Source organism: Acinetobacter nosocomialis (genome assembly GCF_041021905.1).
GTDB lineage: Bacteria > Pseudomonadota > Gammaproteobacteria > Pseudomonadales > Moraxellaceae > Acinetobacter > Acinetobacter nosocomialis.
The window spans coordinates 2016752-2036333 of sequence record NZ_CP157432.1 but is presented as its reverse complement, the minus strand read 5'-3'; the positions used below and the strand labels follow the sequence as shown (position 1 = coordinate 2036333).

The window sequence follows — 19582 nt, the reverse complement described above, 5'->3', positions numbered from 1 at the left end:
GACAGTATGCAAAAGCATCTTTTACTTCCTTTATTTTTATCTATTGGGCTTATATTACAGGGGTGTGATTCAAAAGAAGCAACTCAACCTGAGCCACCGCCGGCTAAAGTTAGTGTGTTAAGTATTCAACCGCAATCGGTAAACTTTAGTGAAAATCTTCCTGCACGGGTACATGCGTTCCGTACGGCTGAGATCCGTCCACAAGTGGGAGGTATCATTGAAAAGGTTTTATTTAAACAGGGTAGTGAAGTTAGAGCAGGGCAAGCTTTATATAAAATTAATTCAGAAACTTTTGAGGCAGATGTAAATAGTAATCGGGCTTCGCTAAATAAGGCTGAAGCAGAGGTTGCGAGGCTCAAAGTTCAGCTAGAACGTTATGAGCAGCTGTTACCAAGTAATGCAATTAGTAAGCAAGAAGTAAGTAATGCCCAAGCTCAATATCGCCAAGCTTTAGCTGATGTCGCACAAATGAAAGCAGCACTGACTCGACAAAACTTGAACCTGCAATATGCAACAGTTCGAGCGCCTATTTCCGGCCGGATTGGACAATCTTTTGTTACTGAAGGTGCATTGGTTGGTCAAGGTGATACCAATACAATGGCAACCATCCAGCAAATTGATAAAGTCTATGTTGATGTAAAACAATCAATTAGTGAATATGAGCGTTTGCAAGCAGCTTTGCAAAGCGGTGAGCTATCAGCAAATAGTGACAAAACCGTTCGTATTACTAACAGTCATGGACAGCCTTATAACGTAACAGCAAAGATATTATTTGAAGATATTAATGTTGATCCTGAAACGGGCGATGTTACGTTCCGTATAGAGGTAAATAATACTGAACGAAAATTACTTCCTGGCATGTATGTGCGTGTCAATATTGATCGTGCTTCTATTCCTCAAGCGTTATTGGTTCCGGCACAAGCGATCCAACGTAATATTAATGGTGAGCCGCAGGTATATGTCATCAATGCCAAAGGCACAGCGGAAATTCGTCCTATCGAAATTGGACAACAATATGAGCAATATTACATCGCCAACAAAGGCTTGAAAATTGGCGATAAAGTTGTTGTTGAAGGCATTGAACGCATTAAGCCAAATCAGAAATTGGCAATGGCTGCATGGAAAGCCCCAGCCGTTGTAAATGACGCTCCAAGTATAGAAAAGAAAGCTTCTACAACTGAAGGAGCTCAATCATGATGTCACAATTTTTTATTCGTCGTCCTGTTTTTGCATGGGTTATCGCGATCTTTATTATTATATTTGGATTGCTAAGTATTCCTAAATTACCAATTGCGCGCTTTCCAAGTGTAGCTCCGCCACAAGTAAATATTAGTGCGGTTTATCCGGGTGCTACAGCTAAAACCATTAACGATAGTGTCGTCACCTTAATTGAGCGTGAATTATCGGGTGTAAAAAATCTACTCTACTATAGTGCGACGACAGATACCTCCGGTACAGCAGAGATTACTGCTACGTTTAAACCGGGCACAGATGTCGAGATGGCTCAGGTCGACGTTCAAAATAAAATCAAGGCTGTAGAAGCTCGTTTACCGCAGATTGTGCGTCAGCAAGGTTTACAGGTGGAAGCTTCATCGTCCGGATTTTTAATGCTGGTCGGGATTAACTCTCCAAATAATCAATATTCAGAAGTTGATTTAAGTGATTACCTTGTTCGTAATGTTGTAGAAGAGCTAAAACGTGTCGAAGGTGTAGGGAAGGTTCAATCTTTTGGTGCCGAGAAAGCTATGCGTATTTGGGTCGACCCAAATAAGTTAGTTTCTTACGGTTTATCAATTAGTGATGTGAATAATGCAATTCGAGAAAACAACGTCGAAATTGCACCCGGTCGACTTGGTGATTTACCCGCTGAGAAAGGGCAACTCATTACTATTCCACTGTCTGCACAAGGGCAATTGTCTAGTGTCGAGCAATTTAAAAATATCAGTTTAAAAAGTAAAACTAACGGTAGCGTTATCAAGTTATCTGATGTTGCAAATGTTGAAATCGGTTCCCAAGCCTACAACTTTGCCATTTTGGAAAATGGTAAACCTGCGACTGCGGCAGCAATTCAGTTAAGCCCCGGTGCGAATGCCGTGAAAACTGCCGAAGGTGTTCGAGCAAAAATTGAAGAGTTAAAGTTAAATTTACCGGAAGGCATGGAGTTTAGTATTCCTTACGACACCGCGCCGTTTGTTAAAATTTCAATTGAGAAAGTAATTCATACATTACTTGAAGCCATGGTTCTGGTTTTCATTGTGATGTATCTATTTTTGCACAATGTCCGCTATACGCTTATTCCAGCAATTGTGGCACCTATTGCCTTACTCGGTACTTTTACCGTAATGCTACTTGCCGGTTTTTCAATTAACGTACTCACCATGTTCGGTATGGTGCTTGCCATCGGGATTATCGTCGACGATGCGATTGTTGTGGTTGAAAACGTAGAAAGGATTATGGCGACTGAGGGATTAAATCCTAAAGAAGCAACATCTAAAGCAATGAAAGAGATTACCAGCCCAATTATTGGTATTACGCTGGTATTGGCAGCAGTATTTTTACCAATGGCATTTGCGAGTGGTTCTGTAGGGGTAATCTATAAACAGTTTACCTTGACCATGTCGGTGTCTATTTTATTCTCAGCGCTATTGGCACTCATTTTAACACCGGCACTTTGCGCTACGATTTTAAAACCAATTGATGGGCATCATCAGAAGAAAGGCTTCTTTGCATGGTTTGACCGCAGCTTCGATAAAGTGACTAAAAAGTATGAATTGATGCTGCTTAAAATCATCAAGCATACTATGCCAATGATGGTGATCTTTTTAGTGATTACCGGTATTACCTTTGCCGGAATGAAATATTGGCCAACTGCATTTATGCCAGAGGAAGATCAGGGCTGGTTCATGACTTCATTTCAATTACCTTCAGATGCAACTACGGAGCGTACCCGAAATGTAGTCAATCAATTTGAACATAATTTGAAAGATAACCCCGATGTAAAAAGTAATACCACTATTTTAGGTTGGGGCTTTAGTGGTGCAGGACAAAACGTAGCGGTGGCTTTTACTACCCTTAAAGACTTCAAGGAACGAACTGGTACGGCATCCGAAATGACAAACGCCGTGAATACCTCAATGGCGAATAGCACAGAAGGTGAAACCATGGCTGTATTGCCACCTGCTATTGATGAGTTAGGTACTTTTTCTGGTTTCAGTTTACGTTTACAAGACCGTGCTAACTTAGGTATGCCAGCTTTATTGGCTGCTCAAGATGAACTTATGGCAATGGCAGCCAAGAATAAAAAGTTCTATATGGTTTGGAATGAGGGGTTGCCACAAGGTGACAATATTTCTTTAAAAATTGACCGTGAAAAGCTGAGTGCACTTGGTGTTAAGTTTTCTGATGTTTCAGACATCATTTCTACATCAATGGGTTCAATGTATATCAATGACTTTCCTAATCAAGGACGCATGCAACAAGTCATTGTACAAGTTGAGGCCAAATCACGTATGCAATTGAAAGATATATTGAATCTGAAAGTCATGGGTTCAAGCGGTCAATTAGTATCTTTATCTGAAGTTGTGACGCCACAATGGAATAAAGCACCGCAACAATATAACCGTTACAACGGACGTCCATCTTTGAGTATTGCCGGTATTCCGAACTTCGATACTTCATCGGGTGAGGCAATGCGTGAAATGGAACAATTGATTGCGAAATTACCGAAAGGTATTGGTTATGAATGGACGGGTATTTCTTTACAGGAAAAACAGTCTGAATCTCAAATGGCCTTTTTACTTGGTTTATCCATGTTAGTTGTTTTCCTTGTATTGGCTGCACTCTATGAGAGCTGGGCAATTCCACTTTCTGTGATGCTGGTTGTGCCACTCGGTATTTTCGGCGCAATTATTGCCATTATGTCTAGAGGCTTAATGAATGATGTGTTCTTCAAAATTGGACTCATTACCATTATTGGTTTATCGGCAAAAAATGCAATTTTGATTGTTGAATTTGCAAAAATGCTGAAAGAAGAAGGCATGAGTTTGATTGAAGCCACTGTTGCAGCAGCTAAACTTCGATTACGTCCAATTTTGATGACTTCTCTTGCGTTTACCTGTGGTGTAATTCCTTTGGTGATTGCTTCTGGTGCAAGTTCGGAAACTCAACATGCTTTGGGTACAGGAGTTTTTGGCGGCATGATTTCAGCAACCATTCTGGCTATTTTCTTTGTTCCCGTATTCTTTATCTTCATTCTGGGTGCAGTAGAAAAGCTATTTTCCTCTAAGAAAAAAATCTCTTCCTAAATTCAATGCATCAGAGGGAATACTAAATTTCCTCTGATCTACACAGCTACTCAACTCATTTTGTTATTTGGAGAATACTATGTCGAAATCGGCAACTGTATCTCGTGGACTCGTTATTTCTACACTCTCAATTGCACTCGTTGCATGTGTCAATATGCAAGCTCCACAACCTGCAATTACATCTCATATTCCACACAACTTTTCTCAAAATACTTCTGGAAAAACGATTGCTGAACAAAGTTATAAAGAGTTTATTTCTAATCCGAAATTAGCACAGGTTATTGAAATAACTTTAAATAACAACCGTGATTTACGTACTGCCACATTCAATATTGAACGTGTACAGCAAGAATACCAAATCACAAAAAATAGCCAGTTACCCACCATTGGTGTAATGGGAGGTGCAGCAAGACAAGTTGATCCGTCTATTAATCCTAATAACCCAGCTTCTACATTTCAGGTTGGTTTAGGAATGACCGCATATGAACTAGACTTTTGGGGACGTGTGCAAAATTTAAAAGATGCGGCATTAAATAATTATCTAGCAACACAAAGTGCTAAAGAAGCAGTTCAAATTAGTTTAATCAGCAATGTCACGCAAGCTTGGTTAAACTATGCTTTTGCTCAAGCTAATTTAAATCTTGCAGAGCAGACTCTAAAAACACAACTCGATTCTTATCATCTTAATAAAAAGCGTTTTGAAGTTGGTATTGATAGTGAAGTTCCGTTAAAACAGGCACAAATTTCGGTTGAAACAGCACGAAATGATGTGGCCACGTATAAGACTCAGATTCAACAGGCAAAAAATTTACTGGATTTGCTAGCAGGTCATCCTGTTCCGCAAAATTTACTTCCTGATCATACAATTCAAAATATTACCTTTGAGAAAACCTTTGCAGCCGGTTTACCAAGTGATTTATTAAATCATCGTCCAGATCTTAAAGCTGCCGAATATGAGTTACGTGCTGCCGGAGCGAATATTGGTGCTGCCAAGGCACGCATGTTCCCGACCATCAGCCTGACAGGTTCGACGGGTTATGCATCGTCTGAACTGAAAGATTTATTTAAAACAGGCAATTTTGCATGGTCGATTGGACCTAGTGTTGATCTACCAATTTTTGATTGGGGAACACGAAAAGCTAATATTAAAATTGCAGAAACTGACCAGAAAATTGCATTGGCTAAATATGAAAAAGCTATTCAATCGGCATTCCGTGAAGTCAATGATGCTTTGGCTACGCATGCACATATCGGAGAAAGGTTAGATGCACAACGTCGCTTAGTCTCTGCGACTGATGCAACCTATAAACTCTCCATGGCACGTTATAGAGCAGGCGTTGATAGCTATTTTACGGTTTTAGATGCGCAGCGTTCTGCCTATGCAGCACAACAAGGCTTACTTGCGCTTGAACAGATGAAATTCAATAACCAAATCGAAATATATAAAGCTTTAGGAGGAGGAATATCTAAAAGCTAACTAGTTGTGGTCTAAAAAATAAGCTGATATAGAGATTCCTGATCAGCTTATTTTTACTTTAGATGATTAAATTTTGCTATGACATCATATATTCAGCGCTTAAGTTCATATGAACTATTAGGTTAAATTTAAGCAATAGCTGTACACACGTACTATATCAGTTTTTCCAGGCGTGTAAAGAGATTTTTAAAAATTTATTATTAAATTTCAATGTAGTACAAAGATTTAGTATTTTAAGCTTTAGCGTGGGCAGGCTAAGAATTTTGAGACTAAAAGGTGATTTAGAAAAAGAAATTTGTATAGCAGCCAGTAGCCATAATACGGCTCGTAAATTTAGAATTTAGTAAGGTAGCTCGGCTCACTAGGGTAAATATAAAAGTGTAATTACATTTTGTAGAAAGCTGCCAGAACTATTTTGGCTAAGATTAGAAATAGGGTTAGCCAGTTTAAGTCTTTAAGAGTGGCACGGCTTGGTAAGTTGCTTGAGCAACAGATACCAAGCTAAAAATTTACTGTAGTAAAGAATAAACGGCGTAGCAGTAATGTAGAGTAGCCAGAGTCATATATATGGTAGGTTTTCAGATATTCTATTTAACATAATATACATTATACGAACTGTTGTGTAATTTACACCTAGGTCTTTGATCCTCCTTATTTTTATACACTGGTGCTGTGCTTTGCTTAGCCAACAATGAAATTTTTGGCTAAAGTCTGATAAAAATATTATGTCTTATCTTTCACGCTCCATTTTAGCTATTGCACTACATCCTAGAAAGCATGGCATTTTTATAAATTATTTCTTTACTTTTTTAAGCTTCATTGTGCATTAACGCCAAAACTGTGATTTAACTAAAAATTCAAAATTTGAATTAAATTACAGATATGAAACTTAATTGTTAATTGAATAACCAAATTTAGGCAGCTTTCTTCTCTACAACTGTAAAATAATTTTCTTATATCTAAATGCTACTTATTTAAAATTAAATTACCTAGATTTCAGCAAAGTTACAACTTGCCTCATACAATGAGAGTTTATTTAATTGTGCTAAACAACTCTACTTACTGTTTAAAATGTATTCAATATTGTTCTTATTAACTTAAAGCTTTTATATTTTAATTTATATAAATCACCACAAATTAGAGTTAAAGATCTAATTACATAATTGTTTTTTAGTAAAATATATTATTTTATTAAATAATATAAATTTTTAAATCATCGAGTTTTTTAATTTTTTTAAAAAAATAAGAATATTTTAAATTAAAGCATTCATTATCAGTAATTTAATTTTATACAAACTAAGATTCATTATTTGTTTAAAATGTGATTTTATTATCATTTTTAGCAAAATAGCTATAAAGCAATAACTATTTATATAAATAAAATAATTAGTGAGATATGCGTCACATGTTATTTATTATTTTTTTATTAAAATGAATTTTCATATTGTTTTTAAATAAAAATTATTGTATCTCTTATATTAACTATTTAATAAATAGGTATATATAAAATGAAAAATAATATATTTAAAATTGTAGTTTTGGCGGTACTTTCCACTTCCCCACTATTTTGTTATGCGAATAACACAATAATGATTAAAGGAAATATTGTTGAAGATACTTGTTCTACAGTAAATATTGAAAAAGAATGCGCTCAAATCAATTCTTTGAATACAACTATTGATACTCAATATTTAAACAAAGATAATGTATTCAACTTAGCGCGACATACTGAAAAAATGGATACGAGTATTGAAACTATAAGTGCTAATAAAAAAGTAGTGCTTGTTAACTATCATTGAAATGAACGAGCTTTCAACATCAACTCAGTCTTAACTCTTTACGGTTACTTGAGTATGAATGGCCTTATAAGAGTGAATTTTTGACTTTATAGTGCAATACTTAGCTAGAGTTAACAATTCGCTCTTATTTGCTTAATAAATGATAAATTTTTCACGTTTTTTCATGCATAAAGATAAATTGTTCTATATAATTACTTCATTAAATTTTTCTTAAAATAATTTTCTTTAATTGTATTTTTCTTTTGCAATTATTCTTAATAGAACTTCTATCAAATATTTCATATTTAAAAACAAAATCTTAACTCAAAAAGAGCATTTGTCATGTTTACTCTAAATTCATGGTATTTTTTCTTATTCTTTAAAAAATATGTGATCTAGTTTGCATTTTGTTTAAAAAATGTTAGTATCGCCGCATTACTTTTCAAGATGTCAACCTCTGGAAAAGTAACAGATTAAACTTTTATCCAGACTTTTTGAGAAAACACTATGAAAAAACTTGCTTTGATCGCTGCTCTTTCAGTTGTAGGGATTGCGAACGCTCAAGCTGCTGATGGTACAATTACAATTAATGGTTTAGTTACAGACAAAACTTGTGACATCGTTACACCTGCTGGTAAAGATTTCACAGTTACTCTTCCAACTGTTTCTAAACAAACTTTAGCAGCTGCTGGTAACGTTGCTGGTCGTACTCCTTTCCAGATCAAATTAGCTAACTGTTCAGAAGGTAAAGTTGCGACTTACTTCGAACCAGGTGCAACGGTTGACTTCAATACTGGTCGTTTACTTAACCAAGACGCTACTGGTGCTAAAAACGTTAACGTTCAACTTTTAGGTAGCAACAACCAAGTAATTCCAGTTCTTGCTGCTGGTGCAAATGGCGCTCAAGCAAACTCTCAATGGGTTGACGTTGCAGCAGCTGGTAGTGCAGACCTTAACTACTATGCTGAATACTATGCAACTGGCGCTTCTACTGCTGGTAAAGTCAACACTTCTGTTCAATACACAATTATCTATCAATAATTGATGGATGATAGGGTTTCTATATCCGTATAGAAGCCCTATTTTGTGTAACGCTTTCCCGAACTTCCTTGGCTGAGAATCCTGAAATGAAATTGAACAGTTATAATTTTTTGTTAGGTTTGGCATTTGCTTCAGCGGTAGCCGCACCTGCCTCTCATGCAGAAATTGTAATTCATGGCACTCGTGTAATTTATCCATCAGATGCCCGAGAAGTTACGCTACAAGTTAGCAATAACGGTTCAAAACCAGCACTTGTCCAAGCTTGGATTGATGAAGGCGACCCAAAAAGTACTCCGGATCAATCAAAAGTTCCTTTTATGATTGCTCCTCCAATTTCTCGTGTTGAAGCAACAAAAAGTCAGACTTTTCGTATTACTGCTCTACCCACTGCTTCTCAGTTAAATCAGAAGCAAGAAACTGTCTTATGGTTAAATGTTTTGGATATTCCTCCAAGACCTACCTCAAAGGGCTCAGATGCGACACCTGATAATTTTCTGCAATTAGCAATTCGTTCACGTATTAAATTCTTCTATCGTCCAGCTTCGATTAAAGATGATGCGAACTTAGCGGCAGATAAGCTTCAATGGGTTAAATCTGGTCAAAACTTAACGGTAAAAAATCCAACACCTTTTCATATCACCATGACTTCTGTTTATCAGAAAGTCGGCGATAAAAAAGTAGATTTATTACCTGAAGGGCTAATGGTTAAGCCTTTTTCTGATGCATCCATTCAGCTTAAGAATGGCAATCTTCAGGATATGAGTTTTATTAATGTGAATGACTACGGTGGCCGAGTCGAACACTCAATAAAACTTCAATAATCAGATTTATATTTTTTAATAAATTTTAAGCACCTATTATGTGAGTAGGCGGACTTAGCTATGCCAAAAAAACGGCAAGAATCTTATAAATTATTAAAACGCCATATTTGTTATTACTTGGCTTCCGGTGTTGTTACCATGACAATGCCTGTATTCGTGCACGCTGAAGAAACAGCTGCGAGTGCTCCTGTCGAAGCTGAGTTTGATTCTGCTTTCTTAATTGGCGATGCAAAAAAAGTTGATATTTCTCGCTTTAAATATGGCAACCCTGTTTTACCTGGCGAATATAACGTTGACGTATATGTAAATGGTCAATGGTTTGGTAAACGTCGTATGGTGTTTAAGGCGGTAGACCCAACACAAAATGCGGTCACTTGCTTTACAGGAATGAATCTTCTTGAATACGGCGTAAAACAAGAGGTTTTGTCTAAGCATGCTCCCCTTCAAAAAGAAAATAATAGTTGCTACAAAATAGAAGAATGGGTTGAAAATGCATTTTACGAGTTTGATAACTCTCGTTTACGTGTCGATATTTCAATCCCTCAAGTCGCATTACAAAAAAATGCGCAAGGTTATGTCGATCCGAGCGTATGGGATCGCGGTATTAATGCAGGCTTTTTATCTTATAACGGTAGTGCTTATAAAACGTTCACTCAATCGAATGATAGAAGTGAAACCTCAAATGCGTTTATGGGTATCACAGCCGGACTAAATTTAGGTGGTTGGCAGCTACGTCACAATGGTCAGTGGCAATGGCAAGATACACCTGCTGAAAATCAATCTAAGTCAAGTTACGAAGAAACAAGTACTTATTTACAGCGAGCATTCCCGAAATATCGTGGTGTTTTAACACTTGGTGATAGTTTTACAAACGGCGAAGTATTTGACTCTTATGGCTATCGTGGTATTGATTTCTCAAGTGACGATCGAATGCTGCCGAATAGTATGCTTGGTTATGCCCCACGTATTCGTGGTAATGCTAAAACTAATGCAAAAATTGAAGTACGTCAGCAAGGCCAACTTATCTATCAAACAACGGTAGCACCGGGTAACTTCGAAATTAATGACCTGTACCCTACTGGATTTGGTGGCGAGATTGAAGTTACCGTTATTGAGGCGAATGGGGAAATACAAAAATTTTCTGTGCCTTATGCATCTGTTGTTCAGATGTTACGTCCGGGTGTAAACCGTTACTCACTCACTGTAGGTCAATTCCGTGATCGTGATATTGATCTTAATCCTTGGGTGGTTCAGGGTAAATATCAACAAGGTATTAATAACTATTTAACGGGTTATACCGGAATTCAGGCTTCTGAAAATTATACAGCTTTATTGCTGGGTGCTGCTTTTGCAACACCTATTGGTGCTGTTGCATTTGACGTTACGCATTCTGAGGCGGACTTTGAAAAACAAGCTTCGCAGTCTGGTCAAAGTTTCCGTTTAAGCTACAGTAAATTAATTTCACCAACCAATACGAACTTAACACTTGCAGCTTATCGTTATTCAACAGAAAACTTCTATAAATTGCGTGATGCCCTTCTTATTCGTGATTTAGAAGAAAAAGGTATCAATACTTACGCTGCGGGTCGCCAACGTAGTGAATTCCAGATTACCTTGAACCAAGGACTCCCTGAGGGTTGGGGTAACTTCTATATGGTAGGTTCATGGGTCGATTATTGGAACCGTAGTGAAACAACTAAACAGTATCAGATTGGTTATAGCAATAATTACCATGGCTTAACTTATGGTTTGTCTGCGATCAATCGTAAAGTTGAATACGGCGCAAGTAACCAATCACGTGATACTGAATACTTAATGACATTGTCTTTCCCAATGAACTTCAAGAAGAACTCAGTTAATGTCAACATTACTGCATCTGAAGATAGTCGTACAGTGGGTGCAAGTGGAATGGTGGGTGATCGCTTTAGTTATGGTGCTTCTATGTCGCATCAGGAATATGCAAACCCAACATTTAACGTAAATGGTCGTTATCGTACTAACTATACAACTGTTGGCGGTTCTTATAGTGTGGCTGATTCTTATCAACAAGCTATGGTGAGCTTAAGCGGTAGTATCGTTGCTCACTCAAAAGGTGTGTTATTTGGACCTGAACAAGGTCAAACAATGGTACTTGTACATGCACCTGATGCAGCTGGCGCAAAAGTAAGTAATACCGTTGGTCTAAGCATTAATAAAGCAGGTTATGCCGTAGTTCCATATGTTACTCCATACCGTCTTAATGACATTACCCTTGACCCTCAAGAAATGTCTAGCAAAGTAGAACTTGAAGAAACAAGTCAACGTATTGCACCGTTTGCTGGTGCAATTGCTAAAGTAGATTTTGCGACTAAGACAGGTTATGCAGTTTATATTAATAGTAAGACTGCAGATGGCAACAGCTTACCTTTTGCAGCACAAGTCTTTAATCAAAAAGACGAAGCTGTAGGTATTGTTGCACAAGGTAGTATGATTTACTTACGTACCCCACTTGCTCAAGATCGTCTGTATGTAAAATGGGGAGACGAAAGCAATGAGCGTTGTTCGGTTGAGTACAATGTTGGTAATCAGTTGCAAAACAAGCAACAAAGCGTGGTAATGACGGAGGCTGTCTGCAAATGAAAAGAATATTATTAACGGGTGCTCTATTTACCGCGGGCTTAGGTGTGTATGGTGAAGCTAATGCTGCATGCTATATAGTCAATTATGAAGCAAATGATGTTCTTATGGCGGTGGGACGTGTTGTCGTACGTCCTAGTGATCAAGTAGGTGCGATTTTAAGAAAAGCGACTTTTCCTATTACCCGGACTAGAACACAAGCAAATAATTGTGATAGCCGCGATGTTGCCGTTGCGGAATTAACACAGGCTTATCCGTTAAGCTCCTTAGGCAATAGCATCTATACAACCAATATTCCTGGTATTGGTATTCGCCTATACCGTGAAGCAGATAATAATACCAATTTTTCTGGTTATTACCCTTATCAACGTGGTGGAATCTCAGGTAATCGTTACTTAGCAGATGGCTATTTTGTTGTGGAAATAATTAAAATTGCCTCACAAACAGGTTCTGGGACTTTAGTTCCTGGTAGATATAGTAGTTATTATATCCGTGGTTTTCCAGATAAGCCTTTCTTAACAAGTACTGTTAATGCCAATGCGATTACCATTGCATCTTCTTCATGTGAAATTCAAGGTAATATCAATAAAGTTGTACAACTACCAACAGTTACTAAAGCTGGCTTTAAAGGTGTTGGTTCAACTCAAGGTGAACAAACTTTTGATATGAACATCCTATGTAATGGTGGTATTAACCCTACTGGCTATGAAGAGAAAAATCTTATTAGTTTGACCTATGACTTTACTCAAGATGGTACAAACAATCAGGTTTTAGCGAATACAGCTGCAGCTTCTGAAAAAGCAAACGGTGTAGGCGTTCAGTTACTTTGGAATTATCAAAATAAAAATCAGGTTATCAAAAAAGGTGACAAGCTGGCTTTAGGTACATTGTCTTCTAACCAGACACTTCAATATAACGTACCGATGACTGCCCGCTACTATCAAACAGCAACGAATGTTACACCGGGTAAAGTTCGTGCTATGGCAACTGTAACTATTGAATATGATTAATCATATTCAATAGTTTTTAAATTTAACAATATCAAATATTTAAGAATTAATAATAACTTTTTCTTTATCCATACTTTCTAAGAATTTACTTAACTTTATAGGAACATCTATGAAAAAAATAGGCATAGTTGCTGTTAGTGCAATTACCTTATGCTGGGCCATGTATGAGGTATCATCTGATAATACCAATACAGCATTACGTAATGAATCTAACCAAAAAGTCGCATCTAAAAGAATTTCATCAACTACAAAGAATGAAAAATTGGCATCTCAACCCCTTTTGACTCAAATGAATTCCCCTAATTCTTCTACCCCAATCTGCCAATATCATTTTGATGCAACTCAAGAAGATTATGACCTATGGAATAATGAACATCCTGATTATTTTCCTATGAAAATATTTCCAATAATAAGTGGGCAAAAATTTAGCCTTAAAGTAGATCCTATACTAGAAAATGAATATGGCAATATAGATTATATAGCGAGAAGTAAAGCAGGTCTCAACTCGACTAATGATATTGGCGATTTCTCTATACCTAATAAGGGCATTATTGCCTTTGAAATGGAACTAAAAATTCCAACTGTAGCCGTTGGTAACTCTTCTTATATCTCTAATATTGATTTTACTGGCGTAACAAATAATGGATATACCGTTAGATCAAACTACGGGTTTCATACAGGGACTTATGACCCAGATTTTGGCGAGAATCCTCCAACTTTAAATTACTCTTTAGCATATCGAGTTAGTGATAATAGCGGACCTGATCATCCTTACTTCAAAAGTCAAAATATGACAAATAATATGAATGGATACCAACGCTTGGGTATATATATTAATCAGAACACGAAGCAAGTAGGCTTTATTTTAAATGGAGTTGATCAGGGGTATCAATCTAATTTGCCAGCTCCGCTTGCGAATATACGTTTTTCTATTATGAATGGTATAGCAATATATTCTGAACAATTATTTGGACAAGAGTTATCTAGTGAACTTATAACTGATCGAGATGATCTTCAATTTATTTACCCACCAGATACAACTGATATTTGTGGTAATACCATTTAAAATATAAAACTATGAAGCGTAAAAAAGGGCTAAATCATAGCCCTTTTTATTTCCTTTAAAAATGAATGACAGTACGAATTGATTTACCTTCATGCATTAAATCAAAAGCAGTATTAATGTCTTGTAAAGGCATGGTATGAGTAACAAAAGGTTCAAGTTGAATATCACCTTTCATAGCATCTTCGACCATTTTAGGAAGTTGTGAGCGCCCTTTCACACCACCAAATGCTGTACCCAACCATTTACGGCCAGTAACTAACTGGAACGGACGAGTTGAAATTTCTTGGCCTGCACCCGCTACACCAATAATGACAGATTGTCCCCAACCACGATGTGCACACTCTAGAGCTGAGCGCATAACATTGACGTTTCCAATACATTCAAATGAATGATCTACGCCCCAGCCTGTCATTTCTACAATGACTTGCTGAATAGGTTGGTCATAATCTTTAGGATTTAAGAAATCTGTAGCGCCAAACTGTTTTGCCAGCTCAAATTTATCTGGATTTGTATCTACGACAATAATGCGCCCTGCTTTTGCTTGACGTGCTCCTTGTACAACGGCTAAACCGATACCACCTAAGCCAAATACAGCAACAGAGTCGCCCTCTTGTACTTTCGCTGTGTTATGCACGGCACCAATACCTGTAGTTACCCCACAACCTAATAAACATACTTGCTCGTGATTCGCCTCAGGATTAATCTTAGCTAAAGATACTTCGGCTACTACCGTATATTCACTAAAGGTTGAACAGCCCATGTAGTGGTAAATTGGTTCGCCCTTATATGAAAAACGTGTAGTACCATCTGGCATAACGCCTTTACCTTGAGTTGCACGTACAGCAACACAAAGATTGGTTTTTCCAGATTTACAAAATAAGCATTCTTTACATTCTGCCGTATAAAGCGGAATAACATGATCACCCGGCTGAACGCTTGTTACCCCCTCACCAACTTCAATTACTACCCCCGCGCCTTCATGACCTAAGATTGCCGGGAAAACACCTTCCGGATCATCGCCAGATAAGGTAAATGCATCGGTGTGACATACTCCAGTATGGGTAATCTTGATTAAAACCTCTCCCGCTTTGGGTGGTGCAACATCAATTTCAACAATTTCTAAAGGTTTTCCTGGAGCAAAGGCGACAGCTGCACGAGATTTCATCTTTGGGTTTCCTTTATATCATTCGGTATTTATAGTCGAGCAAAATAGATAATGTAATGCTAATACAAGAGCTTAATTTTGCTTAAATCAAAATTGGCTTTCATAGCAATCCATTACAGCATAGCCAGTCACATACGTCTAAGCAAGCCTACATTTAAAAAACGAGAAAACCCCTTACTTGAAGAGGTTTCTTATCAAATCATTATCTTGTAACCAGCTTATTTTTACTTATAGGTAAATATCCGGTGGGTATGGCGTGTTATCACTAATAGGTGTATAGAGCGTATTTTCAACAAAGAAGCCATTTGGAGCTTGAGTAGTATCGATTGTAATCGAGTCAAACATAACTTGTGGATATGCCCAGATAAATTGCTTCATAAGCCCTAGAGATACATTATTTTGCATATCTCCAAAAATACGTTGCCAGATAGGTGTTCGATATGGTTTGTTTTTGTCGAATCCATAGATATAAGCAATAGATGCATCTGGTACAAACCCTGATAAATAAGCAACTTTACTGGCAGGATAGCCTAAATCTTGAGTTGGTATTTGTGAAACAGCTTGATGGGCTAAATCTAATTTCGCTTCTAAAAGCCAATCATAGGCTTCAGTCATAATGTAATCAAAATGAGGGTATGAATAATGCTCACTTGGATAATTAATATAAGTTGCTAGGGTTTGTATTGGTGAGCGAATAGATGGGAAAAAGATTAATGGGCACACTTGGGCATTTGCATATTTTGTTTTAATTGCTGTTCTAATATCTTGGCAGGTCTGCCCTAACTTATTTCTTAACCATGTTTTAAATTCATCATACGGCGTTCCTGTTTTATTCATCGCCTCATAAATTGTTCCTAAGTCTGGTGCATATAAACCTGTATCTGCATTAAAAGCTAACTTGGTTGGATAGTCATAGACACATGGTAAGTTCGTATCTGTGTTATACCACCACCAAGGCTCACCAATTTGCATGTTGACATCACACCCACCCGTCACCATGGTATCTGCAAACTCAATAAAAACTTTATGTAAATATGCCAAAGCATTTTGATCACTTAAACTGAAGAAATAACTTGGTGGCTGGTAGCCTGTTTTACCCAAATTACTATTCCAGTCTCGCTGTGCCCAAAATTCATTTGCGCCTAGCGAGTACATTTCAAAACTTACCCCAAAAACGGGTTGCATATTTGCATTATGCAGAGCTTGGGCATATTTCTCATGCCATTTACGGGTACATGGGTTAATAACATCCTGTCCTGTAACGAGTGTGTCAGGAATCTGGAATCTATTAATATCACTTCTCCAGATTATTTCAGGATAATGTGACATACCACAGTAATGATTAATGAAACCGTGATAACCCAAAGCAGCCATGTTATCTACTATACGCTGCGGGTTCAGGTCGTAATGATCGTCATAGCTGGTACATAAGCCATAGTTATGCTGTGGTACAACCACTCGGCTTAGATTTAGTTTTGCATTTGCACCTGTCACGACTGAATTAGTAATGCGAATATAACCATCTTCAGCCTGACTTAAGGGCAATGATGAGTGTGGGTTATAACTACTTGTAAAAGCCGAAAATGTAATTTGCTGAATATTGGTAACTGGAAAACTGTCTGTAGCTGAAAAACCTGCTTTGACCGTATCCCAGTTGATATGAATATGGGCAGACCTTGAAGATGGAGTATTTGCATAGTTGAACAAGACGATATATGCAATTTTATCTACTCCATTGTCGTTATAATAAACCGTTAAAGTTGGAGTTAGCGACTCATTATTTAGAACTGGCATAGATGGTGATAGTTCAATATCAAAGTCCCATACCACACCTGAATAGCTATATTTAGTTTCATAAGCTAAAAATTTATGGTCTTTAGAGTCGTAAGAGTCCCAACTAATACCAGCCAAGTCTGTAGTCATGCGTGAGCGGAAAGACGCCTCAAAACCGTTGCCATAATTGGTAATCGCAAAAGACATGGTTTGTGGACCATCTATTCTCCAATAAGTTGGGTTGAACCTATCAATAAGTATATTTTGAGTAATGGGTTGAGGTGAAACAGTCGAATTATTTTGTACATTTTCTGAATTATTTATCATGTCATATTGCTCTTAATAGTTTTAAGAAGCTTTATATTAAATAATAATTTTATTTATATTGTTCAGATAAGTAACAATTTAGTCTAATCTATTAACAGTAGATAATGGTTGGAATCATTAAAATAATGTAAAGCTAACATATTATTTTAATTCTAAAGTGGACTTTGCAATAAGGAGCAATGAATGCCAAACTTTTCTCATTTAAGCCACTTTAGACTACTCGTTATTTTTACTCCAGTTCTTTCATTATTAAGTGGCTGTAGTGATCCAATATTTTATAAAAATACTAAAGCTTCTGCTATTTCTACTTCTACCTATACAACTAATTATCCAATCCCTGATGAATATTTAAATGAAAAGCTCCAACCAAATGAAAAAAAACTGGCTCAAGAAATCTCTACCGTTATTGAAGAATCAATACGTAAAGAGTATGCACCTGGTAAAGCCTTAAGAGATGCACATCCTAAAGCACATGGATGTGTGCGTGCCGAGTTCCATGTACTTAAAAATATTCCAACTCAACTTGCAAAAGGTATATTTGTTCCTGATAAGAGCTATCAAGCCTGGATTCGATTTTCGAATGCATCTAACGATGCATCTCAAGCAGACATTGAAAAAGATGCTCGCGGCATAGCCATAAAAGTCTTAGGCGTACCGGGTCAGAAAATTTTAGAAAGTGAAAAAGAAGCGACAACTCAAGATTTTATTATGATCAATCATCCTGTCTTTTTCGTAAATGATGGGCAAAGATATCTTTCTTTTATGCAGGATGTTAACAGCAAAAGTACTCTCAGAAAGCTTCATATTCCGTTTGCTTTAGGGCTTAAAGGAACAATCAATGCTTTAGGAGCGCATAATTCTAAAATTTCTAATCCATTATATGTACGTTACTGGTCTATGGTGCCCTATCAATTAGGATTAGATAATGACCGTCAAGCTGTTAAGTACTCCGTAAGAAATTGTTCTAAGGTGTCTACATCTCTACCTGACCATCCAAACCATAATTTTTTAAGAGCTGCACTACAAGATACGCTGCAAAAACAAGACGCTTGTATGGAGTTTCTTATACAGCCAAGAACTTCAACCCAAATGCAAGTTGAAGATGCAATGACAGAATGGAAAGAAGCAGAAGCACCTTTTTATCAGGTTGCAACTATTCGTATTCCAAAGCAAAGCTTTGATACACCGGAACAGAATCAATTTTGTGAAAATCTCTCCTTTACGCCGTGGCATGCTTTACCTGAGCACAAACCTTTAGGTGCAATAAACAGATTACGTAAAATTATTTATGAAAATATAAGTAAAGTGAGACACGATATGAACTCGGCCCCTCGACAAGAGCCTTAAAAATGAGTTCGTCATACTTTACATATAAAAGAACTACCGATAAAAAAGATAGTTCTATATCAATGGACCTTTAAAAAAATGGCTATACTAAGCTAAAGCCTATAGATCAATTTTCTCAACAATAGAGTGTAGGATGGCTAACTTCTTTTTTATTGAATAATCTCCTTTACTTGTGTCGATAGTGATTCGATCAATGAAATCTGCTAACCAAAAAATAAAGTCTTCTTCACTTTTATAGATGGGAATCAAGCTAATATCTAACTTGAAAGGTAACTCATCCTGAAGATTAAGAAGTGTGCCTCCGAAATCAAAAAAATTATATAAAAACTTTAATTCTGTACCATTAATTGCTTTTTTGATTTCCATAATTAAATTATTTAGGTTTTTTAGATGATTATTGGTATGTTCTTTTTTTATATTTTTTGAAATTTTTTCTGCTAATAGTAAATATTTTGGCATTTCTATCTCCTTATTAATTTATTGTAAAATATAAGTATAAGATTAAAGTTATAAATTTAAGTTTTTAGTTTTTATTGAAGTGTTATTTGTTTTTTAAATTTAATATAAATTTATGTAAATTGAAACCTTTTATAATTTAAAAATGTGATCTAATTTGAATTATATTCTGAGTAAATTAATAGGTTTTTTATTATTCATAAATAAGCCCAATACTTTTAAATTATTGGGCTTATTTTGTTAATATGCTTAAAATCACTTTCTTTAATCTTAAGTCATTTTATGGGAACTCTTCACTTTATGAATTTTCCCACATTTTCTACATTCTCTTATCTCATCATGAGAAATATCAAAATCATATTCCCAGATGTGCATGCAGAAAAACTGTCTAAAATTATGGA

13 protein-coding genes are annotated in these 19582 nt (G+C 36.5%); 10 read left to right on the top strand and 3 right to left on the bottom strand.

The annotated features are described in order from the left end of the window. The first annotated feature begins 6 nt into the window (after positions 1-6). From adeA to ABLC00_RS09375, 9 genes are all read left to right on the top strand, one after another. Positions 7-1197, top strand: a complete 1191-nt coding sequence (adeA, locus tag ABLC00_RS09415) for a multidrug efflux RND transporter periplasmic adaptor subunit AdeA (protein WP_032010426.1) — start codon at positions 7-9, stop codon at positions 1195-1197. After that, a complete protein-coding gene (gene adeB, locus ABLC00_RS09410; RefSeq protein ID WP_033847063.1) occupies positions 1194-4304 on the top strand; it encodes a multidrug efflux RND transporter permease subunit AdeB in 3111 nt (1036 codons plus the stop codon). Before adeA ends, adeB begins: the two co-directional genes overlap by 4 nt. 79 nt (positions 4305-4383) lie before the next feature. Continuing rightward, positions 4384-5781, top strand: coding sequence for a multidrug efflux RND transporter AdeABC outer membrane channel subunit AdeC (gene adeC / locus ABLC00_RS09405; protein WP_004887206.1), 1398 nt, complete (start codon positions 4384-4386; stop codon positions 5779-5781). Between the two features lie 1508 nt (positions 5782-7289). Further along, positions 7290-7580: a hypothetical protein gene (locus ABLC00_RS09400; RefSeq protein WP_004887207.1), complete on the top strand. Its 291-nt coding sequence runs from the start codon at positions 7290-7292 to the stop codon at positions 7578-7580. 486 nt (positions 7581-8066) lie between these two features. Then, complete coding sequence (locus tag ABLC00_RS09395; protein WP_004708758.1) at positions 8067-8600, top strand: fimbrial protein; 534 nt, start codon at positions 8067-8069, stop codon at positions 8598-8600. 86 nt (positions 8601-8686) lie between these two features. Next, positions 8687-9421 carry a molecular chaperone gene (locus ABLC00_RS09390; protein ID WP_000774082.1) on the top strand — a complete coding sequence of 245 codons (735 nt, stop codon included), beginning with the start codon at positions 8687-8689 and terminating at the stop codon, positions 9419-9421. 60 nt (positions 9422-9481) lie between these two features. Continuing rightward, the gene (locus ABLC00_RS09385) at positions 9482-12040 is read left to right on the top strand and encodes a fimbria/pilus outer membrane usher protein (protein WP_348941268.1); all 2559 of its coding nucleotides are present in this window, start codon (positions 9482-9484) and stop codon (positions 12038-12040) included. Next, positions 12037-13047, top strand: a complete 1011-nt coding sequence (locus ABLC00_RS09380) for a fimbrial protein (RefSeq protein WP_002049906.1) — start codon at positions 12037-12039, stop codon at positions 13045-13047. The genes ABLC00_RS09385 and ABLC00_RS09380 overlap by 4 nt, the downstream gene beginning before the upstream one ends. 109 nt (positions 13048-13156) lie before the next feature. Further along, positions 13157-14113, top strand: coding sequence for a DUF4882 domain-containing protein (locus ABLC00_RS09375; RefSeq protein WP_004887213.1), 957 nt, complete (start codon positions 13157-13159; stop codon positions 14111-14113). A gap of 55 nt (positions 14114-14168) precedes the next feature. Here ABLC00_RS09375 and ABLC00_RS09370 read toward each other — a convergent pair whose 3' ends face one another. Both ABLC00_RS09370 and ABLC00_RS09365 read right to left on the bottom strand, forming a co-directional pair. Next, a complete protein-coding gene (locus ABLC00_RS09370; RefSeq protein WP_004887215.1) occupies positions 14169-15278 on the bottom strand; it encodes an S-(hydroxymethyl)glutathione dehydrogenase/class III alcohol dehydrogenase in 1110 nt (369 codons plus the stop codon). Positions 15279-15506: 228 nt separating this feature from the next. Continuing rightward, positions 15507-17378: a hypothetical protein gene (locus tag ABLC00_RS09365; protein WP_004887218.1), complete on the bottom strand. Its 1872-nt coding sequence runs from the start codon at positions 17376-17378 to the stop codon at positions 15507-15509. Between the two features lie 183 nt (positions 17379-17561). Between ABLC00_RS09365 and ABLC00_RS09360 the strand changes: the two genes are divergently transcribed. Further along, complete coding sequence (locus tag ABLC00_RS09360; protein WP_004887221.1) at positions 17562-18725, top strand: catalase family protein; 1164 nt, start codon at positions 17562-17564, stop codon at positions 18723-18725. Positions 18726-18824: 99 nt separating this feature from the next. Here the strand turns inward: ABLC00_RS09360 and ABLC00_RS09355 are convergent, their stop codons facing one another. Next, positions 18825-19184, bottom strand: a complete 360-nt coding sequence (locus ABLC00_RS09355) for a hypothetical protein (RefSeq protein ID WP_004887222.1) — start codon at positions 19182-19184, stop codon at positions 18825-18827. Between the last annotated feature and the right edge of the window lie 398 nt (positions 19185-19582).

What these genes read in the sequence shown, in the direction of transcription:
- ABLC00_RS09390 (WP_000774082.1), top strand. Translation starts at nt 8,687, where the DNA reads ATGAAATTGAACAGTTATAATTTTTTGTTAGGTTTGGCATTTGCTTCA.
- ABLC00_RS09355 (WP_004887222.1), bottom strand. Translation starts at nt 19,184, where the DNA reads ATGCCAAAATATTTACTATTAGCAGAAAAAATTTCAAAAAATATAAAA.
- ABLC00_RS09360 (WP_004887221.1), top strand. Translation starts at nt 17,562, where the DNA reads ATGCCAAACTTTTCTCATTTAAGCCACTTTAGACTACTCGTTATTTTT.
- ABLC00_RS09385 (WP_348941268.1), top strand. Translation starts at nt 9,482, where the DNA reads ATGCCAAAAAAACGGCAAGAATCTTATAAATTATTAAAACGCCATATT.
- ABLC00_RS09400 (WP_004887207.1), top strand. Translation starts at nt 7,290, where the DNA reads ATGAAAAATAATATATTTAAAATTGTAGTTTTGGCGGTACTTTCCACT.
- ABLC00_RS09380 (WP_002049906.1), top strand. Translation starts at nt 12,037, where the DNA reads ATGAAAAGAATATTATTAACGGGTGCTCTATTTACCGCGGGCTTAGGT.
- ABLC00_RS09375 (WP_004887213.1), top strand. Translation starts at nt 13,157, where the DNA reads ATGAAAAAAATAGGCATAGTTGCTGTTAGTGCAATTACCTTATGCTGG.
- ABLC00_RS09395 (WP_004708758.1), top strand. Translation starts at nt 8,067, where the DNA reads ATGAAAAAACTTGCTTTGATCGCTGCTCTTTCAGTTGTAGGGATTGCG.
- adeA (WP_032010426.1), top strand. Translation starts at nt 7, where the DNA reads ATGCAAAAGCATCTTTTACTTCCTTTATTTTTATCTATTGGGCTTATA.
- adeB (WP_033847063.1), top strand. Translation starts at nt 1,194, where the DNA reads ATGATGTCACAATTTTTTATTCGTCGTCCTGTTTTTGCATGGGTTATC.
- adeC (WP_004887206.1), top strand. Translation starts at nt 4,384, where the DNA reads ATGTCGAAATCGGCAACTGTATCTCGTGGACTCGTTATTTCTACACTC.
- ABLC00_RS09370 (WP_004887215.1), bottom strand. Translation starts at nt 15,278, where the DNA reads ATGAAATCTCGTGCAGCTGTCGCCTTTGCTCCAGGAAAACCTTTAGAA.
- ABLC00_RS09365 (WP_004887218.1), bottom strand. Translation starts at nt 17,378, where the DNA reads ATGATAAATAATTCAGAAAATGTACAAAATAATTCGACTGTTTCACCT.